The organism is Streptomyces alboniger, from assembly GCF_008704395.1.
In the GTDB taxonomy this organism is placed as follows: Bacteria; Actinomycetota; Actinomycetes; order Streptomycetales; family Streptomycetaceae; genus Streptomyces; species Streptomyces alboniger.
In genome coordinates, this window is record NZ_CP023695.1 from 7,198,012 (window position 1) to 7,214,622 (window position 16,611).

The 16,611-nt window shown below is 72.4% G+C and carries 14 protein-coding genes; 8 read left to right on the forward strand and 6 right to left on the reverse strand.

Annotated elements, in window-relative coordinates; translation table 11 throughout:
- Positions 1-83: 83 nt before the first annotated feature.
- Positions 84-1,301: a metallophosphoesterase gene (locus CP975_RS31650; RefSeq protein ID WP_055536358.1), complete on the forward strand. Its 1,218-nt coding sequence runs from the start codon at positions 84-86 to the stop codon at positions 1,299-1,301.
- Here CP975_RS31650 and CP975_RS31655 read toward each other — a convergent pair.
- The 5 genes from CP975_RS31655 to CP975_RS31675 form a co-directional block, all read right to left on the reverse strand.
- The gene (locus CP975_RS31655; protein ID WP_055536357.1) at positions 1,288-2,337 is read right to left on the reverse strand and encodes a glucose 1-dehydrogenase; all 1,050 of its coding nucleotides are present in this window, start codon (positions 2,335-2,337) and stop codon (positions 1,288-1,290) included. The genes CP975_RS31650 and CP975_RS31655 overlap by 14 nt on opposite strands.
- Before the next feature lie 20 nt (positions 2,338-2,357).
- Positions 2,358-3,929 carry an amidase family protein gene (locus tag CP975_RS31660; RefSeq protein ID WP_425474296.1) on the reverse strand — a complete coding sequence of 524 codons (1,572 nt, stop codon included), beginning with the start codon at positions 3,927-3,929 and terminating at the stop codon, positions 2,358-2,360.
- A gap of 210 nt (positions 3,930-4,139) precedes the next feature.
- Positions 4,140-4,466: a hypothetical protein gene (locus tag CP975_RS31665; protein WP_055536356.1), complete on the reverse strand. Its 327-nt coding sequence runs from the start codon at positions 4,464-4,466 to the stop codon at positions 4,140-4,142.
- Positions 4,467-4,570: 104 nt separating this feature from the next.
- The gene (locus tag CP975_RS31670; RefSeq protein ID WP_055536355.1) at positions 4,571-5,584 is read right to left on the reverse strand and encodes an SDR family NAD(P)-dependent oxidoreductase; all 1,014 of its coding nucleotides are present in this window, start codon (positions 5,582-5,584) and stop codon (positions 4,571-4,573) included.
- 95 nt (positions 5,585-5,679) lie between these two features.
- Positions 5,680-6,864, reverse strand: a complete 1,185-nt coding sequence (locus tag CP975_RS31675) for an alcohol dehydrogenase catalytic domain-containing protein (protein WP_055536354.1) — start codon at positions 6,862-6,864, stop codon at positions 5,680-5,682.
- 290 nt (positions 6,865-7,154) lie between these two features.
- Between CP975_RS31675 and panD the strand changes: the two genes are divergently transcribed.
- The 3 genes from panD to CP975_RS31700 all read left to right on the forward strand — a co-directional run bounded on the left by panD (position 7,155) and on the right by CP975_RS31700 (position 10,421).
- Positions 7,155-7,583 carry an aspartate 1-decarboxylase gene (gene panD / locus CP975_RS31680; protein ID WP_030793199.1) on the forward strand — a complete coding sequence of 143 codons (429 nt, stop codon included), beginning with the start codon at positions 7,155-7,157 and terminating at the stop codon, positions 7,581-7,583.
- A gap of 4 nt (positions 7,584-7,587) precedes the next feature.
- Complete coding sequence (locus CP975_RS31685; RefSeq protein ID WP_150477612.1) at positions 7,588-8,331, forward strand: aspartate/glutamate racemase family protein; 744 nt, start codon at positions 7,588-7,590, stop codon at positions 8,329-8,331.
- 890 nt (positions 8,332-9,221) lie between these two features.
- Entirely contained in the window at positions 9,222-10,421 is a 1,200-nt protein-coding gene (locus CP975_RS31700; protein WP_150477614.1) for a transglycosylase family protein, read from the forward strand.
- A 24-nt stretch (positions 10,422-10,445) separates the two neighbouring features.
- Here CP975_RS31700 and CP975_RS31705 read toward each other — a convergent pair whose 3' ends face one another.
- Positions 10,446-11,471: a DMT family transporter gene (locus CP975_RS31705; protein ID WP_246201695.1), complete on the reverse strand. Its 1,026-nt coding sequence runs from the start codon at positions 11,469-11,471 to the stop codon at positions 10,446-10,448.
- A 234-nt stretch (positions 11,472-11,705) separates the two neighbouring features.
- Between CP975_RS31705 and CP975_RS31710 the strand changes: the two genes are divergently transcribed.
- From CP975_RS31710 to CP975_RS31725, 4 genes are all read left to right on the forward strand, one after another.
- Entirely contained in the window at positions 11,706-12,443 is a 738-nt protein-coding gene (locus CP975_RS31710) for a (2Fe-2S)-binding protein (RefSeq protein ID WP_425474340.1), read from the forward strand.
- 47 nt (positions 12,444-12,490) lie between these two features.
- The gene (gene glgA / locus CP975_RS31715) at positions 12,491-13,669 is read left to right on the forward strand and encodes a glycogen synthase (RefSeq protein ID WP_055535048.1); all 1,179 of its coding nucleotides are present in this window, start codon (positions 12,491-12,493) and stop codon (positions 13,667-13,669) included.
- A gap of 47 nt (positions 13,670-13,716) precedes the next feature.
- Entirely contained in the window at positions 13,717-14,934 is a 1,218-nt protein-coding gene (gene glgC, locus CP975_RS31720) for a glucose-1-phosphate adenylyltransferase (protein WP_055535050.1), read from the forward strand.
- 115 nt (positions 14,935-15,049) lie between these two features.
- On the forward strand, positions 15,050-16,528 hold the full coding sequence (locus CP975_RS31725) for an SDR family NAD(P)-dependent oxidoreductase (protein ID WP_055535053.1): 1,479 nt from the start codon (positions 15,050-15,052) through the stop codon (positions 16,526-16,528).
- Positions 16,529-16,611 lie beyond the last annotated feature (83 nt).

A 16,611-nucleotide genomic window follows, 5' to 3' on the forward strand; every position in this document is an offset into this window, starting at 1 on the left:
TGTGGAGCGGCCGTGGCCGGACGTCCACCAGGAGTTCATCGTTTCCCCACCAGCCTCACGCCCTCCCGTGAGAGAAACCCCCCATGTGTGACGACGAGTTGATACCGCCGAGCGCGGACATGACGGAGGAACAGTGGCTGCGGGCGGACCCGGCGCTCGCCGAAGGGCCGGTGGGGGAGCGGGTCCGGGAGATGCGGGCGCCCCGGCGGCGGACCGTGCTCGGCGGGGTCATGGCGGGCGCCGCGGCGCTGGCGGCCCTGCCGGGCGGCACGCAGGCCCCGGCGGCCGCGGCCACCGCGCCCACCGGCAAGTTCCCCCTGCCGACCGGTCCCGGCCGGTCCGGGGAGTACACGGTGCTCCTCACCGGCGACGCGGGTACGGGCGAGGAGGCGCAGCACGCGGTGGCCGCGGCGGCGCGGGAGATCTGCCGCGTCCAAGGGGTCGGTCTCGCGGTCGGCCTCGGCGACAACCTCTACGAGAACGGCCCCGAGTCCGCCGACGACTCGGAGTTCCGCACCAAGTTCGAGGAGCCCAACTCCGGTGTGGACGTGCCCTGGTTGATGGTCCTCGGCAACCACGACTGCTCCGGGCTGATCCCGGGCAGCGGCGGCGACCCCTCGCGCGGTGACCGCGAGGTCTCCTACGCCAAGGGGTCACCCCGCTGGTACATGCCGAGCCGCTACTACAACGTCACTCTGCCCGCCGCCGGTCAGGGCGATCCGCTGGTGGAGTTCTTCGCCATCGACACCAACCCCGTCTCCTCGTACGTCGCCCAACTCGACCCGTACTACCGGTGGAACGGCCCCTATATGCGGGAGCAGCGCCGCTGGCTGGACAGTGCTCTCAAGGCCTCGCGGGCCCGCTGGAAGATCGTCCTCGGCCACCACCCGTACCTCAACAACGGCAAGCACGGCAGCGCCGGTTCGTACGACGGATTCGTGATCGGCCACTACACCAGCGGCATCCACCTCAAGGAGCTGTACGAGGAGGTGGTGTGCGGGCGCGCCGATCTGATCCTGTCCGGGCACGACCACACCCTCCAGATCCTGGAGCCGACCACTCGTACCGGAGGCACCCGGCAGATCGTGTGCGGGGCGGCCTCCAAGGCCGGCGACGGCAAGGCCCACTTCGGTCACCCCGCCACCTGGCAGAACTTCTCCGACCACGGCTTCATGGTGCTGAAGGTGTCCGAGCGGGCGATGACCGTGGACGCGTACACGGTCGACATCGCCACCCGCAGGGCCCGCCTCGCGCACAGCGTCCGTACGGCGGCCGGGCGCGAGGTCCTCAGTCGAGGGTGATGACGACCTTGATGTCGTCGTCCTGCTCGGTGAACGCCTCCGCGGCGCGCTCCAGGGGGACGCGCCTGGTGATCATCCGTTCCAGCCAGGCGCGGTCCGCCTTCGCCAGCGCCTCGGCGCCCTGGCGGTAGTGGCGGAGGTTCGCGTTGACCGAGCCGACGACCACGTCGTTCTCCAGGACCAGGTCGCGGTTGATCGAGCCGGCGTCCACCGACAGCCGCCGTCCCGCGGGAGAGACACCGGTCAGGCACACGACGCCGTACGTCGCGGTGCCCGCCATCGCCTCGATGACGACGGGGCCCGCGCCGGTGGCCTCGATCACCACGTCGGGGCGGAGTGCGGAGGTCACCTCGGCGATGTCCTCGCTGTGGTACGTCGCCCCGAGGCCCGCGACCAGGTCCGGCTTCGGCCCCCGGGTGACCCGGTCGAGCACGTGTACGTCCAGACCGCGCTGCACGCCGAGCAGCGCCGCGAGCAGGCCGATCGGCCCCGCCCCGGTGACCAGCACGCGCCGCGGGTCGAACCAGGCGCGGCCGCCGACCCGCTCCACCTGCTCCCACGCCTTGGCCACCACGCTGGTCGGCTCCAGGAGCACCCCGACCGTCTCCAGGCCGGGGTCGAGCCTGACCGCGTAGTCGCTCTCCACGGTCCAGGACTCGCTCGCGTAGCCGTGGCGCTCCTTGATGCCGCGCTCGGTGTAGCGGCCGTTGCGGCACATGTCGAACTCGCCGCGCGCACAGGCGCCGCACGGCCGCGGGTCGGGGCGGCGAACCACCCCGACCACCAGATCACCGGCCGCGAACCCGCTGCCCGAGGGTGCCTCACGCACCCGGCCGAGCGACTCGTGGCCGAGGACCAGCCGGTCCTCGCCGGGCGGCGCCCACCCGTACTCGCCCGCCGCGATCTCCTTGTCGGTCCCGCACACCCCGGCCGCCAGCCCGTCCACCAGCAACTCCCCGGCGCCGGGCGCCGGTTCGGGCATCTCACGCACCTCAAGGGAACGGGCGGTCGAAGGACGGACGGTAACGGCACGCATGGCGACTCCTGGTCAGATCCTCATCGTGGCCCACCGGACCCGAGCGTCGGCAGATAGCGCGGCGCCCGCCAGGCCTTGAGCCGGTGCTCGACCGCGGCCCCCAGCGACAGCAGCTCGGCATCCTGGCGGTCACCGGCCATCAGGAGCAGGCCGACCGGCAGTTCGTCCACGGACCCGGCGGGCACCGAGAGGGACGGATATCCGGCGACGGCCGCGGGGGTGGAGGACGGGATGACGTCGTTGTCCCCGCGTGCGCAGTCGGTCGTCCAGGCGGGCGGGTTGGTGGGTGCGGCGATGGCGTCCAGGCGATGGCCGGCCATGGTCTCGTCGATGGAGCGTCGGGACAGGTCCTTCAACTCGGCCCGCATCGCACGGTACTTCGGGTCGGTGGTGGGCGGCGCGGCGAGGGCCTGCTCGAACAGCTCCTGGCCGGCGAAACAGGACCGCTCCTCGGGATGGGCGCGGTTGAACTCGATCAGACCGGCGAGGTCCCGGGGCCCTTCGCGCGTACCGAGGTAGGCGTCGATGTCGCGGTGGAACTCGCTGAGCAGCGCCGGGAATTCCAGCTCGGCGAGCCGCGCCTGGTAAGGGGGTGTCACTTCGACGACCACGGCCCCCGCCTTGCGCAGCTCCTTCGCCGTACGGGTCATCACCGCGTCCACGTCCGGCCCGAGCGAGGGCAGGCGCCACAGGCCGATCCGCTTGCCGCGCAGGCCGGTGCCGAGTCCTGCCGCCGCGCCCCTGGCCGGGAGGCCCTCGCTCAGCACCGAGAACGTGAGCGCGGTGTCGGTCACGTTGCGTGCCATGGGTCCGGCCGTGTCCTGCTCGGCGGAGATCGGCGCCACGCCCGACTGGCTGACCAGGCCGAGGCTGGGCTTGTGCCCGACGACGCCGTTCATCCCGGCCGGGCACACGATGGAACCGTCCGTCTCGGTGCCGATCGCCACCTGCGACAGCGACGCGGCGAGCGCGGCCGCCGAGCCGGAGGAGGAGCCGCACGGATTCCGGTCGAGGACGTAAGGGTTGTTGGTCTGCCCGCCGACCGCCGACCACCCCGATGTCGGTTTCGCCGCACGGAAGTTGGCCCACTCGGACAGATTGGCCTTGCCGAGGATCACCGCGCCGGCCTTCCGCAGCCGGGTCACCAGCGCGGCATCGGTGCGGGGCGGGCTCCCGGCGAGCGCGAGCGACCCGGCCGTCGTCGGCATGTCGCGCGTGTTCACGTTGTCCTTGATCAGCACGGGGATGCCGTCCAGCGGCCCGAGGGTCTTGCCGCGCCGGTGCCTGGCGTCACTGGCGGCCGCCTGGCGCAGGGCCGTCGGGCTCGTACGCAGCACCGCGTGGATCTTGGGGTCGACGTTCTCGATCCGCCGCAGATAGGCCCGGGTCAGCGCCGACGAGGTCAGCGAACCGTTCGCCATGCGTGTCTGTAACTCCGGGATGGTCACGGTGTCGAGGTCGACGCCGGGCGCGTGCGGCGACCCGCTCGGTGGCGACGCGCTGTCGGCGCCGGACCCGGCGGCTCGCGCACCCGCGTCGGGTACGCCTGTCAGAAGGGACCCCGCGACAAGGGCGGCGGTCATTGCGGCCATGCTCCTCTTCTTCCCCATGCGCATCAGCGCACTACACGGACAGCGTCCGGCGCAAGGGGGGCGCGGGCCGATGTGCGGCGGGCGGGGTTGCCCGTGCGCCGGCCCGTCCGTCCCCGGCCGGGGGTCCACGGCCGGGTGTCCACGGCGGCGGGACCGCCGTGGACACCCCGCGCTACCGCAGCGCTCGCCCGGTGTTCGCTCAGCGTCCGGTCAGCGGCCGAGTGCCTTCTTCAGCTGTTGCTTGTTCATCGACGAGCGGCCGTCGATGTTCTTCTTCTTGGCCTCTTCGTACAGCTGGTCCTTCGTGGGGCCCTGGGCGCCGCTGTGCGAGCGCTCCCCGCCGCGCTGCGACGCGGACTTCGGGTCCTTCGTCGACGTCCTGCTCGCGGTCTTGGACTCGCCGGAACGGGCCCGCTCCTTGTTGACCGTCCGGGCCGCGATCTCCTTGGCCCGGCTCGTGGAGGCTCCCCGGTCCTCGGCGCTCTCCTTGATGTGTTCGTACTGACGCTCACGCTTGTTGCTGGATCCAGCCGGCATGGTGACCTCGCTTTCTCATGGCCACCGGACACGGTGCGTGCTCCGGTGGCCTCCTTTCGGGCATGTCGCCCAGTTTCGGCCCCCCTTGCGCCCGGACATCGGGCTCACCCTCTCGGGGTGTCCCGGTCCCGCTCGTTGTATGCGTCGGCGGCCCTTTCGTTCAGCGCGCTCCCGGCCCGCTGGACGGTGCCGGACACCGGTCCGCGCGGCGGGTCGATGTCCTTGCCCGCCCGCATTCCCTGGGGGTGGGCGGGCGCGCCGGGCAGGAACCGCGCCGCGACACCGCTCAGCCGCGTGGTCGTCGCCGGGGCGATCCCGTGCGCCAGCCCGGCCGCGCGCGCCCCGGGGGTCAGCACGAGCCGGGCCCGGCGCCGGACGGTGGCCCGCACGATCCGCTCGGCGGCGCGCTGCGCGTTCATCGACACCAGCGGTGCGCCCGCCAGCGTGGAGAACCAGCCGTACTCCTGGGTCCGCGCGCCGCCGAACTCGGCGTGCAGATGGGACCCGGTGCGCATCAGACCGGGATAGACAGCCGTCACGCTCACCCCGGACCCGGCCGTCTCGGCCCGCAGCCCCTCCGCGAGCGTGCCGACCGCCGCCTTGGCACACGCGTAGGGCAGCAGGTGCGGGACGCCGAGGAGACCGCCCACGGAGGAGATGAGCGCCAGCCGCCCGCCGCCCGGGCTGTCCCTGAGGTAGGGGAGGGCTTCCAGCGCCGTGTGCAGGGCGCCCTGGAAGATCGACCGCATCGCGTCGTCGAAGTCCTCGGCCCGCAGGGACTCCAGCGGAGCGACCTGGATGATGCCCGCGTTCGCGATGACGAGATCGACGCCGCCGCAGTCGCCGTCGGCGGAGGCGAACAGCTCCCGCACCTCCGCTTGCTCCCGTACGTCGCAGACCGCCGTACGCACCCTCGCCCTCGGCTGCCGGTGGAGCAGCTTGGCGCGGGCCCGGTCCAGTTCCCGGCCGTCACGCGCGGCGAGCGTGACCGCGCAGCCCCGGGACGTCAGCCGGTCCGCCATGAGCAGGCCGAGGCCGCGCGACCCGCCGGTCACGACGGCCGACCGCCCGCTGAGATCGTCGGTGGCGCGGCCGCGGGGAGCTGATGCCTGACGCACTACGGACTCCTTGGTTCGCTCGGCACGACTTCCTCGGCGCTCGGTGTGGCTTCGGTGTTCGGCGTGGCTTAGGTGTTCGGCGTGGCCTCGTTCGGTCACGGTCGGAGAAGTGTCTTGATCATGTTGTCCTCCTTCGCCTGGAACGTCTCGTACGCCTTGGGGCCCTCCTCCAGAGGGAGGTGGTGGGTGGCGAACCCGTCGACGCCGAGCGGATCCTCGTCCGTCAACAGCGGGAGGATGTCGTCGACCCAGCGCTTGACGTTGGCCTGACCCATGCGCAGCTGAAGCTGCTTGTCGAACATCGTCAGGAGCGGCAGCGGATCCGCGGCCCCGCCGTAGACACCGGAGAGCGAGATCGTGCCGCCGCGGCGGACGATGTCGATCGCCGCGTACAGGGCACCCAGACGGTCGACGCCCACCTTCTCCATCACCTTGGCACCGACGGCGTCGGGCAACATCCCCACGCCCCACTGCGCGGCCTTCACCAGCGGCGCGCCATGGGCCTCCATGCCGACGGCGTCGATGACGGCGTCCGTGCCGCGGCCCTTCGTCAGGTCGCGCACCGCCTCGCCGATGTCCTTGCCGTGACGGCGCAGGTCCAGCGCCTTGACGCCGTCGCGGGACGCCCGGCTCAGCCGCTCGGGCACCAGGTCCACGCCCACCACCAGGCTCGCCCCGCGGTGCAGCGCGATACGGGCGGCCATCGCGCCGATCGGCCCCAGACCGAGCACGGTCACGGTGCCGCCGGGCGGGATCGCGGCGTACTCCACCGCCTGCCACGCGGTGGGCAGCACGTCGGAGAGGTAGACGAACCGGTCGTCGGGCGGCCCCTCGGGGACCTTGATGGGAAGCGTGTTGCCGAAGGGCACCCGCAGCAGCTCCGCCTGCCCGCCGGGCACCTGCCCGTACAGCTTGGTGTAGCCGAAGAGTGAGGCGCCCATGCCCTGCTCGCGGTTCTGCGTCGTCTCGCACTGCGAGTGCAGCCCGGTATCGCACATGAAGCAGTCGCCGCACGAGACGTTGAACGGCACGACGACCCGGTCGCCCACCGCCAGCTCCGTCACCCCGGAGCCGATCTCCTCGACGATCCCCATCGGCTCGTGACCGAGGATGTCACCGGCGTCCAGATACGGCCCCATCACCTCGTAAAGATGCAGGTCCGAGCCGCAGATGCCCGTGGACGTCACGCGGATGACGATGTCGGTCGGTTCCTTCAGCACAGGGTCCGGCACGGTCTCGACCCGTACATCGCGCCTGCCGTGCCACGTCAGTGCCCGCATGACTCTCTCCTCGCGGCGGCTGTTGGTTCGCAAGCCGCGTGGTTCAGCGGCTTCTGGCGCGCGGGTTCCCCGGCGCCGTGGCCTCATGCGAAGGCGACCGGCCGGCCGCCCTTCGTCCCCGGCGACGTGTCCCTGGCGACGCGTATTCGCCCCCAGCAAAGCCACATCGGTGTGAGCCTGCCAACAGCAGCAGTGCGTTCGGGTGTTGCGTAGGCTTGGGGCGTTGGGTGTGAAGACCGCCCTTGACCCGCTGAACAGTGGGCAGGGAGCACGAATCCGGGAGTTCCTCGATGCTGCGCACCATGTTCAAGTCCAAGATCCACCGCGCCACGGTGACCCAGGCCGACCTGCACTACGTGGGATCCGTCACCATCGACGCGGACCTCCTCGACGCCGCCGATCTCCTGCCCGGCGAACTCGTCCACATCGTCGACGTCACCAACGGCGCCCGCCTGGAGACCTACACGATCGAGGGCGAGCGCGGCAGCGGTGTCATCGGCATCAACGGCGCGGCCGCGCACCTGGTCCACCCCGGCGACAAGGTGATCATCATCAGCTACGCCCAGGTCGAGGACGCCGAGGCACGGGCGCTGAAGCCCCGGGTCGTGCATGTCGACGAGGCCAACCGCATGGTGGCCCTCGGGGCCGATCCGGGCGAGGGCGTGCCGGGTGACCCGGAGAGCGTGAGGAGCCCCCTGAGCCTCTCCCGGCTCGGGTGACGGAGTGGTGAAGCTGGGGCTGCTGCATACGTCGTCCGTTCATGTCCCCGTCTTCGACGGGCTGCGCGACGCGCACCATCCGGGTCTTGAGCTGCGGCACCACGTGGTGGAGTCGCTGCTCGAACGGGCTCGGGCGGAGGGGCCGGACGCGGTCACCCCCCAGGTGCGGGCCGCTCTGGTGGCGGCCGGGGAAGGGGCGGCGGCCGTGTTGTGCACGTGTTCCACCATCGGGGGCGTTGCCGAGGCGCTGGGGCCTGAAGTGGGGGTTCCTGTGGTGCGGGTCGATCGGCCTATGGCGGCTGCGGCCGTCGCTGCCGGGGCGTCCGGCGGCGGGGCGCGTGTCGGCGGGCCGCGTGTCGGCGGGCCGCGTGTTGTCGTGCTGGCCACGGTCGAGTCCACCCTGGGGCCTACCGTGGCGTTGATCGAGGAGGAGGCGCGCAAGGCCGGGCGGGAGGCCGTGGTGCGGTCCGTCGTGGTGGACGGGGCGTGGGAGCGGTTCGCGGCGGGGGACTCGGAGGGGTGCCTCGCGCTTGTGGCGCGGGCGGTCTCCGATGTGCGGGACGCCGACGCCGACGCGGTCGTGCTGGCGCAGGTCTCCATGGCGGGGGCGGAGCGGCTTGTTCCGGCGGGAGCGGTGCGGGTGTTCTCCAGTCCTCGGGTGGGGCTGGAGGCGGCGGCCGCGGTTGTTGCGGCGGCGTGGGGTGGTGGGCGGGCGCCTGTCGTGGGTGGGGCGCCTGGAGTCGTGTAGGACCGGCGGTGCGTGGGGGTGCCCGTCGCGCCTTCGGTCGAGGGTGGGGCGGGGCCGCGGCGGTATGTCCGTCCTCGCCATCTTGGCGTCGGCGCCTTTTCGCTGTGCCGGAGCTGCTCCACTGTGCTCCGGGCGGACATACCGCCACGTCCACTCCGGTCTCGACGGCGGCCTCGGGCCGGTGGGGGTCCTCCTCCGCCCGGCTCGCGGGCTGGCTTCTGGCCGCGGGGCGGTGGGGGCGTTCCCTCGGTCTCGTTCGCGGCCGCGGGGCGTGGGCCGACTGACGTAGCCGGGGGCGTGCTCCGGCAAATGGTGTCAGGCTTGGGGGCGGGGGTGTCGGGTAGGCGGGGGTGGAGCCGACGAAACACTGGCTGGAGGATCGTCATGACCCATCCGTTCCCTGATCCCGTACCGCCGGGGCCCCTCCCGGAGCCGGGACCCTTCCCGGACCCGGACCCCGTGCCGCACCCCGAGCCGAGGCCCGCGCCGGAGCCGTCGCCCTCGCCGATCCCCAAGCCTCCGGGTCCCGAGCCGGTGCCGCCCGAGCCTCAGCCGGGGCCGCTGTCCTGACCGTGGTGTGCGGGGGCGGGGCCTGCGTGCCCCGCCCCCTCCCGGACGGGCGTATGGCTGAGGCATGCGGCTTGCCTTCAACGGCCTTGCGGGGAGCGGGCGTTCGATGGAGGTGTACTGCTTCCGCGATCACGAGGGCGGTGGTCCCTACCAGCGAGGAATCCAACTGCGGTGGCTCCAGGGCTTGTTTAAGGGGTTGATCGGTCAACAGAACTCTGGCGTCCGGCTCTTGTCATGGATTGGTCCGACCGGCTAGCTTGCGGGCTTGTCGTGTGTCGCTGAGCGCAATCCGTGATGACGTGTGTCCGAGGGGGCTCGCCATGGCCGTACGGGGTCGGCATCGCCGGTATCAGCCGAACCGCATCAACCGCGCCTCCCTTACCGTCACGGCGGGCGGGGCGGGCATGGCCCTGCCGCTGACCGTCACGGGCACGGCCGGCGCCGCCGACGTCGACACCTGGAACAAGGTGGCGGCCTGCGAGTCCGGCAACAACTGGAGCATCAACACCGGCAACGGCTACTACGGCGGCCTCCAGTTCAAGCAGTCCACCTGGGAGGCGTACGGGGGCACGGCCTACGCGCCGCGCGCAGACCGGGCCACCAAGGCCCAGCAGATCGCCGTGGCCGAGAAGGTCCTCGACGCGCAGGGGCCCGGCGCCTGGCCGGTCTGCTCGGCGAAGGCGGGGCTCGCCAGGGGCGGCGGCTCGCCCGACATCGCCCCGGCCCGCGCCAAGGCCAAGCCGGTCAAGCGGGACGTCAGGGACGTCAAGCCGGAAGTGACCCCCCAGTCCACCGCCGGTAGGGCCGAGATGTACACCGTGGTGCGCGGTGACACCCTCTCGGGGATCGCCGACGAGCGCCGGGTCAGGGGCGGCTGGCGGCAGCTGTACGACTCCAACCGGCGGGTCATCGGTGACGACCCCGACCTGATCACGCCGGGGCAGCGGCTCTCCGTACCCGGCCAGGGGAAGCGTGCTCCCCAGGGAGCCTCGGGAGCGAGCAGGGCCCCCGAGCGCAAGGCCCCCGAGAAGCAGGCTCCCGAGAAGAAGCGGGAGAAGCCGCGGTCCCCGCAGACACCCTCGCCGCGCCCGGAGAAGGCCAAGCCCGCCGCGTCCACCGCCGCCTACGCCCCCGTCGCCGCGTCCCCCAGTACGCCCTACCGCGCGGCGGGCAGCTCCTGGTCGAAGGGCTACCACACCGGCGTCGACTTCGCCGTGGCCACCGGGACGTCCGTGCGAGCCGTCGCCGCGGGGCACGTCGTCTCCGCGGGGTGGGGCGGCAGCTACGGCTACCAGGTGGTCATACGGCACGCCGACGGCAAGTACAGCCAGTACGGGCATCTGTCCGCGCTCTCCGTGAAAGCTGGGCAGAAGGTCGGCGCGGGCCAGCGCATAGCCCGGTCCGGGTCCACCGGAAACAGCACGGGCCCGCATCTGCACTTCGAGGTGCGGACGGGGCCCGGCTTCGGTGCCGACATCGACCCGCTCGCCTATCTGCGGGCCCGCGGCGTACGCATCTGAGGCCGTGGCGCCGCCCCGGGCGTCCTACGATCCGATGCGCTCGCGGCGCCTGGAGTGCCGGTGCGGGACCCCGCGGTGCGCCCGCGCCGCCACCGTCGGCTGGGCCGGAACGGCGGGCAGCGCCTCGGGGGTGAGGCGCGGCTCGGCCACGGTGGGCTCCGGCCGTACGGGTGGCGCTTCCCGGACCGCGGGACACGGATCGGGTGCGGTCGACGTCTCTCGCGCGATCCGCTCGGTGGTCAGCAGGATCAGGCCCCCGGCCGCGACGATGCCGCAGCCCAGCGCCAGGACGGTGCCCGTGGCGCCGTAGCGGAAGGTTTCTTCGAAGAGGGTCAGGCCGACCGCCGCCGCCACGACCGGGTTCACCACGGTCACCGTCGACAGCGGCGCCGCGAGCCCCGCGCCCCGGTAGGAGGCCTGCGAAAGCAGCACCCCGGCCGCCGCGAGCACGGCGATGACGGCCAGGCTCGGGAGCTGCCGGACGAGCGCCACATCCCGCTCCCAGTCGACGGCCACCGTCTTGGTGAAGACCGAGGCGATGCCGAAGGCCGCGCCGGCCGCGCAGGCCAGCAGCACGCTGCGCACCACGGGGTGCCGGTGCACCGCGTGCGCCGCCACCATCAGGGCGAGGACGCCGCCACCCGTGACCAGGCCCAGCATGAGGCGTTCGGCACTGTCCAGGGACTGCGGGCCGGACGCCGAGGTGAGCGAGAGGAGTCCGGCGAGCCCCACCGTCGCCATGATCGCGCCGCGCCACGCGGTGGCCCCGGCCCGGCGGCGCACGAACACGGCCGCCATCGGCAGGGCGAAGACGATGGTCAGGGCGCCCAGCGGCTGGACCAGACTGAGCGGGCCGAAGGCGAGCGCCACCACGTGCAGAAGCGCGCCGAGGCCGTTCAGCGCGATCGCGGTCCACCAGGCGCCGCGGTGCAGCGGCGCGTACCGCTGGTCCGGCGTGGTCGACGCCACCCGCTCCTGGAGGATCGCCCCGCCCGCGTACGCCACGGCGGAGACGAGGGAGAGCAGCACGGACAGCGCGAGGGCACTCATGAGGTGCTCCGCGGCGTGCGGTGCGTCCGGTGGTCCCGGCGAGGCGAACGGTCGGCTTCCATGGTTACAACGATGCCGCTTGAATCGCCTCACGTCGTCGTACCTGAGCAGGCAATCGCTCCTACTACCGATGGAGTACGGCCCCCACCGCGTCCTCCCCAGGGCGGGGTACCCCCTAGGGGCAGAGGAGGAGACCCCGGGGCACGCGGCCGCCGGGTGGCTTGCTGTACTGCTCTGGTGACTACCCGTATCAACCTGGCAGAACTGGCATCCGTCGGCGGCTTCTTCGCCCTCCGCACGGGGCCCGCGCCCGGCGCCGCCGCGCCGTTCACGCAGGTGTACGCACCCCCGGCCGAAGCCGGCCCGGACCCGCTGACCCTCCGCGTGCGGAAGGTCGCAGGGCGGCTCGGCGCCCCCGAGGACCGTATCGCCGTGTCCGTGGCCCAGCTGGGGCTCGCCGCCCGGCTCTGGTCCGTGGGGCTCGGCTCCGCTGCGCTGTACGGCGCGGTGCCCGACCTCGATCTCGCCCAACTGCGCTGGGACGCCGACGGCACCTCGCCCGACGACCTGTGGCTCGGTGACGTACGCCTGCTGCCCGCCGACGCAGGGACCGTGCGGGACGTCGTGCAGCACGGCCATCTCGCGCCGCTCGCCGACGCGTTGCGCTCCCGGTACCGGATCTCGGCCGGGCTGCTGTGGGGCAACGCGGGCTCCGCGCTCGCGGGCGCCGCGCGCGAACTGCACGGCTGGGCGGCGCGGGAGGGACGCGCGGACGTGGGGGCCAGGGCCCTGGAACTGGCCGCCGCGCTCTTCGACCACCCCGACCTGCGCGACACCGGCACCCTGCGCGGCACGGCCTTCCGGCGCCGCAGCTGCTGTCTCTACTACCGGTGCCCCGGCGGCGGCGTATGCGGCGACTGCTGCTTCGAACGACCGCCCCGGCGCTCTTCCCCCGGGGCGTCGTCTGGGTGACCATGAGGGAGCGCGGCCGACATCAGGCGGACGACGGAGGGTTCTGCGTGAAAGTGGGACTGCTCACCCGGGAGTACCCGCCCGACGTGTACGGCGGCGCGGGTGTCCATGCCGAGTTCCTCGCCCGGGAGTTACGCTCCCTCGTCGACCTCGACGTGCACTGCTGGGGCAGGGGGACGGGCGAGGGCGCGGCCGAGGGGCTGACGCGCCACCGGCCCTGGCCCGCGCTCGACGGAGCCAACGACGCGCTGCGCACCTTCTCCGTGGACCTGGCGATGGCCGCCGCGCTCGCCGGGCGCGAGCTGGTCCACTCCCATACCTGGTACGCGAGTCTCGCGGGCCACGTCGGCAAGCTCCTGCACGGCATCCCGCACGTGATGACCTCGCACTCCCTGGAGCCCCTGCGCCCGTGGAAGGCCGAGCAACTGGGCGGCGGATACGCCCTGTCGGGCTGGGCCGAGCGCACCGCCGCCGAGTCCGCCGACGCGGTGATCGCGGTCTCCGGCGCCATGCGCGAGGACATCCTCGCCTGCTACCCCGCCGTCGACCCGGCCAAGGTCCACGTGGTGCACAACGGCATCGACACCGAGCTGTACCGCCCCGACCCCGGCACGGACGTCCTGGAGCGGCTCGGCATCGACCCCGCGCGCCCCTACGTCCTGTTCGTCGGGCGCATCACCAGGCAGAAGGGCGTACCCCATCTGCTGCGCGCGGCACGCGAGTTGGACAGTAGCGCTCAGCTCGTGCTGTGTGCGGGAGCCCCCGACACCCCGGAGATCGACGCGGAGTTCCGCGTGCTCTTCGAGGAGCTGAGCCGGGGCCGCGCGGGCGTCCACTGGATACCCGAGATGCTGCCGCGCCCCGAGGTCGTCCAACTCCTCACCCACGCCACGGTGTTCGTCTGCCCGTCGGTGTACGAGCCACTGGGCATCGTCAACCTGGAGGCGATGGCGTGCGGTACGGCCGTCGTCGCCTCGCGGGTCGGCGGCATCCCCGAGGTCGTACAGGACGGCGTGAGCGGGCTGCTCGTCCCCTACGAGCACAAGGACCCGGAGGGCTTCGAACGCGACCTCGGGCGGACCCTCGACGAACTGCTCGCCGACCCGGCGCGGGCCGGGGCGATGGGCGCGGCCGGACGGCGGCGCGCCCTCGGCGAGTTCGGCTGGGACGCGGTCGCCCGGCGCACGGTCGAGGTGTACGAGGAGATCCTGCACGCCGACAGATAGCCGACAAGGCCGACATGGCCAACAAGGCCGACAGGTAGGGGGCTGGTATGCGCGGTGGACCTTCGGTGCTCGGAATCGTGCTCGCGGGCGGGGAGGGGAAGCGGCTGATGCCGCTCACCGCCGACCGGGCCAAGCCGGCGGTCACGTTCGGCGGGACGTACCGCCTCGTGGACTTCGTCCTGTCCAATCTCGTCAACGCCGACATCCTGCGCGTCTGCGTCCTCACCCAGTACAAATCGCACTCCCTGGACCGGCACGTGACGACGACCTGGCGCATGTCGAGCCTGCTCGGCAACTACGTCACGCCCGTGCCCGCCCAGCAACGGCTCGGCCCGCGCTGGTATTTGGGCAGCGCCGACGCCATCCTCCAGTCGCTCAACCTCGTCCACGACGAACAGCCCGACTACATCGCCGTGTTCGGCGCCGACCACGTCTACCGCATGGACCCGCGGCAGATGCTCCAGCAGCACATCGACAACGGCGCCGCCGTGACCGTCGCCGGGATCAGGGTGCCCCGCGCCGACGCGTCCTCCTTCGGTGTCATCACACCCGCCCGCGACGGGACGCGCGTCGAGAGCTTCCTGGAGAAGCCCACCGATCCGCCGGGCCTCGCGGACGCCCCGAACAAGGTCTTCGCCTCCATGGGCAACTACCTCTTCACCACGAAGACCCTCGTCGACACCCTCCAGCAGGACGCCGAGAACGAGGACTCGGCGCACGACATGGGCGGCTCCATCCTGCCGATGCTCACCGAGCGCGGCCTCGCCCAGGTGTACGACTTCGACGGCAACCACGTCCCCGGCGAGACCCCGCGCGACCACGGCTACTGGCGTGACGTGGGCACCCTGGACTCGTACTACGACGCCCACATGGACCTGATCTCCGACCACCCCGTCTTCAACCTGGACAACCGGCGCTGGCCGATCTACACGCATTCGAGCGGCCTTCCGCCCGCGAAGTTCTGCGCGGGCGGGATAGCGGGCGAGTCGATCGTCAGCCCCGGGTGCGTCATCCGCGGCCAGGTCACCCGCTCCGTCCTCTCGCCCGGCGTGACCATCGAGGAGGGGGCGGTCGTACAGGGCTCGGTGCTGCACGACAACGTACGCGTGGGGCGGGGCGCGGTGGTGCGCGGCGCCGTCCTGGACAAGAACGTCGACGTGCCGCCCGGGGCGACCATCGGCGTCAATCCGGAGCGTGACGAGGAGCTGTACACGGTGTCGCGGAACGGAGTGATCGCGCTGGGCAAGGGACAGCTGGTCCAGTGAGCGCGCGGGCCGCGAGTTTGGTAGTGGGCGCCGGAGCTACGTAAAGTTCCGCTTTTGGGAGCTTCCGCGGACGGCCAGGCACGCCGCGGCACGGAATGACACGAGGACAGCGGCGATGACGGTGACAGACGAAAGCCAGGAGGAGACCGTCGCGTACGGTCCCGGCATCGACCCGGACCGTCTCGCCGTCTGCCTCAGCGTGCTCGACGAGCTGGACAAACTGGACGTCGACCACCCCGACGCGATCGCGGTCCGCCGTGCCACGGCCGGGATCTACCGCACGGTGAAGCAGCGCCGCCGCCAGGAGCGCCGCGCCGCCAAGACCGCCCACGACCGGGCGGTCACCGAGGCCACGGCCACCGGTTCCGCCGACCGCATCGACGACGAGACGGCGGGCGTGCTGCCCTCCTCCTCGGCGAAGGGCGAGATCGCGGGGATACTCCAGCGCCCGCGCTCCTGCTACACCTGCAAGACGCGGTACGTCGAGGTCGACGCGTTCTACCACCAGCTCTGCCAGAACTGCGCCGCCGAGAACCGCGCCCGCCGCGACGCCCGCACCGACCTGACCGGCAAGCGCGCCCTGCTCACCGGCGGCCGCGCCAAGATCGGCATGTACATCGCGCTGCGGCTGCTGCGTGACGGCGCGCACACCACCATCACCACGCGCTTCCCGAGCGACGCGATCCGCCGCTTCAAGGCCATGCCCGACAGCGACGAGTGGATCCACCGCCTGAAGATCGTCGGCATCGACCTGCGCGACCCGGCCCAGGTCGTCGCGCTCGCCGAGTCGGTCGCCGCGGAGGGCCCCCTCGACGTACTGATCAACAACGCCGCGCAGACCGTACGCCGCTCCCCGCAGGCCTACAGCGAACTCGTCGCCGCCGAGTCCGCCCCGCTGCCCGCCGGGGAACTGCCCTCCTCCGAGGTGATCGGCACCTTCGGCTCCGGCGCCGTGGCCGCGCTGCCCGTCCCCGGCGGCGGCGCGCTGACCGCCGCCGACGTCACCGGACTCGCGCTGGTCACGGGCTCGGCGTCCCTGGAGCGCATCGCGGCTGGTACGGCCATCGACGCGGGTGGCCTGGTGCCCGACCTGCACGACACCAACAGCTGGATCCAGACGGTGGAGGAGGTCGGCCCGATCGAGCTGCTCGAAGTCCAGCTGTGCAACTCGACGGCGCCGTTCATCCTCATCAGCCACCTGCGTTCCGCCATGGCGGCCGCCGCCGCGGCGAACGAGGACGGCCGCGCGTACGTCGTGAACGTCTCCGCCATGGAGGGCGTTTTCGGCCGCGGCTACAAGGGCGCGGGCCACCCGCACACCAACATGGCCAAGGCCGCCCTGAACATGCTGACCCGCACCAGCGCGCAGGAGATGTTCGAGAAGGACCGCATCCTGATGACCGCGGTCGACACCGGCTGGATCACCGACGAGCGTCCGCACCCCGACAAGATGCGCCTGGCCGAGGAGGGCTTCCACGCCCCGCTGGACCTGATCGACGGCGCGGCACGCGTCTACGACCCGATCGTCCGCGGCCAGGCCGGCGAGGATCTGTTCGGCGTCTTCCTCAAGGACTACGCGCCCGGTAAGTGGTAGCAGGCGTGCGGGGGCGGGCCGCGTGACGGGCGGCCCGCGCACCCGAACGGCTCAACGTCCACCCCTGTCACCTGCGCCCCTGT

Coding starts and splice junctions, on each gene's coding strand:
- CP975_RS31725 (WP_055535053.1), top strand. CDS start 15,050: ATGACGGTGACAGACGAAAGCCAGGAGGAGACCGTCGCGTACGGTCCC.
- CP975_RS31705 (WP_246201695.1), bottom strand. CDS start 11,471: ATGAGTGCCCTCGCGCTGTCCGTGCTGCTCTCCCTCGTCTCCGCCGTG.
- CP975_RS31650 (WP_055536358.1), top strand. CDS start 84: ATGTGTGACGACGAGTTGATACCGCCGAGCGCGGACATGACGGAGGAA.
- CP975_RS31660 (WP_425474296.1), bottom strand. CDS start 3,929: ATGGCCGCAATGACCGCCGCCCTTGTCGCGGGGTCCCTTCTGACAGGC.
- CP975_RS31655 (WP_055536357.1), bottom strand. CDS start 2,337: ATGCGTGCCGTTACCGTCCGTCCTTCGACCGCCCGTTCCCTTGAGGTG.
- glgC (WP_055535050.1), top strand. CDS start 13,717: ATGCGCGGTGGACCTTCGGTGCTCGGAATCGTGCTCGCGGGCGGGGAG.
- panD (WP_030793199.1), top strand. CDS start 7,155: ATGCTGCGCACCATGTTCAAGTCCAAGATCCACCGCGCCACGGTGACC.
- CP975_RS31665 (WP_055536356.1), bottom strand. CDS start 4,466: ATGCCGGCTGGATCCAGCAACAAGCGTGAGCGTCAGTACGAACACATC.
- CP975_RS31700 (WP_150477614.1), top strand. CDS start 9,222: ATGGCCGTACGGGGTCGGCATCGCCGGTATCAGCCGAACCGCATCAAC.
- CP975_RS31675 (WP_055536354.1), bottom strand. CDS start 6,864: ATGCGGGCACTGACGTGGCACGGCAGGCGCGATGTACGGGTCGAGACC.